At 46.4% G+C, this 207-nt stretch carries 1 pseudogene; it reads left to right on the top strand.

Features of this window, described 5'->3' with window-relative positions:
- Positions 1-207, top strand: a pseudogene (locus tag B3O33_RS11160) (GTPase HflX); the annotation flags it as partial.

The raw sequence follows: 207 nt of genomic DNA, 5'->3' as shown, positions 1-207 counted from the left end.
GGTCTGATACTCGATATTTTTGCCCGAAGAGCTCGTTCACATGAAGGCAAGCTTCAGGTTGAATTAGCGCAATTACAGCATCTTTCTACACGATTAGTACGCGGCTGGACTCACTTAGAAAGACAAAAAGGTGGTATCGGTTTGCGCGGACCAGGTGAAACGCAGCTTGAAACTGATAGACGCTTGCTGGGTCAACGCATTAAATCT

The organism is Methylophaga sp. UBA1464, from assembly GCF_002325665.1.
Taxonomy (GTDB): domain Bacteria; phylum Pseudomonadota; class Gammaproteobacteria; order Nitrosococcales; family Methylophagaceae; genus Methylophaga.
Note: the sequence above shows the minus strand (reverse complement) of the source record. Positions and strands in the feature narration are given on the sequence as shown.